The sequence below is a fragment of the Pseudosporangium ferrugineum genome (genome assembly GCF_003002065.1).
GTDB lineage: Bacteria > Actinomycetota > Actinomycetes > Mycobacteriales > Micromonosporaceae > Actinoplanes > Actinoplanes ferrugineus_A.
This window is the reverse complement of record NZ_PVZG01000061.1, coordinates 1-3429: the sequence shown is the minus strand read 5'-3', so window position 1 is coordinate 3429 and position 3429 is coordinate 1. Positions and strand designations below refer to the sequence as shown.

The following is a 3429-nucleotide window of genomic DNA, read 5'->3' as shown; positions in this document are numbered from 1 at the left end:
CTGTGGGGTTGTGGGTTGGTTGTTGGTTGAGAATTGCACAGTGGACGCGAGCATCTTGTTTTCTGTGGTTAAGTTGTCAAGGGCGAACGGTGGATGCCTTGGCACCAGGAGCCGATGAAGGACGTGGGAGGCCGCGATAGGCCTGGGGGAGCTGTCAACCTAGCTGTGATCCCAGGGTGTCCGAATGGGGAAACCTAGCACGAGTCATGTCGTGTTACCGCCAGTTGAATTCATAGGCTGGTTGGGGGGAACGCGGGGAAGTGAAACATCTCAGTACCCGTAGGAAGAGAAAACAATAGTGATTCCGTGAGTAGTGGCGAGCGAAAGCGGATGTAGCCTAAACCGGTGGCGTGTGATACCTGTCAGGGGTTGCGTCGTCGGGGTTGTGAGACCCACGTGTATGTGCTGACACGCATGCGAGGAGTTATAAAGTTGCAGGTTAGTTGAACGGTGTGGGAAAGCCGACCGTAGAGGGTGAGAGTCCCGTAAGCGAAAATCTGTGACCTTCTTGTGGTGTTCTCGAGTAGCAGCGGACTCCTGTAATCTGCTGTGAATCTGCCAGGACCACCTGGTAAGGCTGAATACTTCCTGGTGACCGATAGCGGACGAGTACCGTGAGGGAATGGTGAAAAGTACCCCGGGAGGGGAGTGAAATAGTACCTGAAACCGTTCGCCTACAATCCGTCAGAGCCTTTTGGGGTGATGGCGTGCCTTTTGAAGAATGAGCCTGCGAGTTAGTGGCATGTGGCGAGGTTAACCCGTGTGGGGTAGCCGTAGCGAAAGCGAGTCTGAAGAGGGCGTTTGAGTCGCATGTTCTAGACCCGAAGCGGGGTGATCTAGCCATGGGCAGGTTGAAGCGTGGGTAAGACTGCGTGGAGGACCGAACCCACCAACGTTGAAAAGTTGGGGGATGACCTGTGGTTAGGGGTGAAAGGCCAATCAAACTCCGTGATAGCTGGTTCTCCCCGAAATGCATTTAGGTGCAGCGTCGTGTGTTTCTTGCCGGAGGTAGAGCACTGGATGGTCTAGGGGGCCTACAAGCTTACCGAAATCAGCCAAACTCCGAATGCCGGTAAGTGAGAGCGCGGCAGTGAGACTGCGGGGGATAAGCTTCGTAGTCGAGAGGGAAACAGCCCAGATCACCAGCTAAGGCCCCTAAGCGTGTGCTAAGTGGAAAAGGATGTGGGGTCGCATAGACAACCAGGAGGTTGGCTTAGAAGCAGCCATCCTTTAAAGAGTGCGTAATAGCTCACTGGTCAAGTGGTTCCGCGCCGACAATGTAGCGGGGCTCAAGCACACCGCCGAAGCTGTGGCATTCACACAATAACTTCGCTGTCGTCCTTTGTGGTGGTGGTGCAGGTGTGTGGATGGGTAGGGGAGCGTCGTATGGCGGGTGAAGCGCCGGGGTGACCCAGGTGTGGACGCCATACGAGTGAGAATGCAGGCATGAGTAGCGAATGAAGGGTGAGAAACCCTTCCGCCGGATGACCAAGGGTTCCAGGGCCAGGCTAATCCGCCCTGGGTGAGTCGGGGCCTAAGGCGAGGCCGAGAGGCGTAGTCGATGGATAACGGGTTGATATTCCCGTACCCGCGTAGGAGCGCCCAAGACGAACCTCACTGTACTAACCACGCGAAGCGCCGGCGGTCTTCGGACTTATGGTGTGGAGTCTGGGAACTTGGTGGGTAGTAGTTTAGTGATGGGGTGACGCAGGAAGGTAGCTGATCCCGGCCGGTGGTTGTGCCGGGGTAAGCGTGTAGGCCGGTGTGTAGGCAAATCCGCACACCATGATGGCTGAGACGTGATGCCGAGCCGATTCAGGTGAAGTCAGTGATCCTATGCTGCCGAGAAAAGCCTCTAGCGATGTTCCGAGCGGCCCGTACCCTAAACCGACACAGGTGGTCAGGTAGAGAATACCGAGGCGACGGGCGAACTGTGGTTAAGGAACTCGGCAAATTGCCCCCGTAACTTAGGGAGAAGGGGGGCCGGACGCGTGAAGGCACTTGCTGCTGGAGCGTGGTATGGCCGCAGAGAGCAGGGGGAAGCGACTGTTTACTAAAAACACAGGTCCATGCGAAGTCGTAAGACGATGTATATGGACTGACGCCTGCCCGGTGCTGGAACGTTAAGGGGACCTGTTAGCTCTTCGGGGCGAAGCGGAGAACTTAAGCGCCAGTAAACGGCGGTGGTAACTATAACCATCCTAAGGTAGCGAAATTCCTTGTCGGGTAAGTTCCGACCTGCACGAATGGCGTAACGACTTCCCCACTGTCTCAACCACAGGCCCGGCGAAATTGCAGTACGAGTAAAGATGCTCGTTACGCGCGGCAGGACGGAAAGACCCCGGGACCTTTACTATAGCTTGACATTGGTATCTGAATGTAATTGTGTAGGATAGGTGGGAGCCGGTGAAGCTCGGACGCCAGTTCGGGTGGAGGCAATCTTGAAATACCACTCTGTTGGATTTGGGTATCTAACTTGCGGCCCTGATCGGGTCGAGGGACAGTGTCTGGTGGGTAGTTTAACTGGGGCGGTTGCCTCCTAAAGGGTAACGGAGGCGCCCAAAGGTTCCCTCAGCCTGGTTGGCAATCAGGTGTTGAGTGTAAGTACATAAGGGAGCTTGACTGTGAGACTGACAGGTCGAGCAGGGACGAAAGTCGGGACTAGTGATCCGGCACTTGCGTGTGGAAGCGGTGTCGCTCAACGGATAAAAGGTACCCCGGGGATAACAGGCTGATCTTCCCCAAGAGTCCATATCGACGGGATGGTTTGGCACCTCGATGTCGGCTCGTCGCATCCTGGGGCTGTAGCAGGTCCCAAGGGTTGGGCTGTTCGCCCATTAAAGCGGTACGCGAGCTGGGTTTAGAACGTCGTGAGACAGTTCGGTCCCTATCCGCCGTGCGCGTTGGATACTTGAGAAGGGCTGTCCCTAGTACGAGAGGACCGGGACGGACGAACCTCTGGTGTGCCAGTTGTCCCGCCAGGGGCACGGCTGGTTGGCTACGTTCGGAAGGGATAACCGCTGAAAGCATCTAAGCGGGAAGCTCGCTTCGAGATGAGGTATCCCACCACCTTTGAGTGGGTAAGGCTCCCAGCTAGACGACTGGGTTGATAGGCCGGAGATGTAAGCCAGGTAACTGGTTCAGTTGACCGGTACTAATAGGCCGAGGGCTTAACCATCTAATATTTGGTGCTCGCATGCGTCCACTGTGTGATTCACAGCAAACAACCACCCCACCCCTTGGGGGAGACAGACTGAGGTTTGTTTCCTGGGGGTGTTGGTTGAGGTTGTGTTGTTGATGGTTGTTTCGGTGGTTATAGCGGAGGGGAAACGCCCGGTCTCATTCCGAACCCGGAAGCTAAGCCCTCCAGCGCCGATGGTACTGCACTCGGGAGGGTGTGGGAGAGTAGGACGCCGCCGGACTTAACGT

General features: G+C 56.1%; 2 rRNA genes. Both read left to right on the top strand.

The features are described from left to right. Positions 1 to 66 precede the first annotated feature (66 nt). Positions 67 to 3178 (top strand): 23S ribosomal RNA (locus CLV70_RS38525). Between the two features lie 127 nt (positions 3179 to 3305). After that, positions 3306 to 3422 (top strand): 5S ribosomal RNA (rrf, locus tag CLV70_RS38520). Positions 3423 to 3429: the final 7 nt, after the last annotated feature.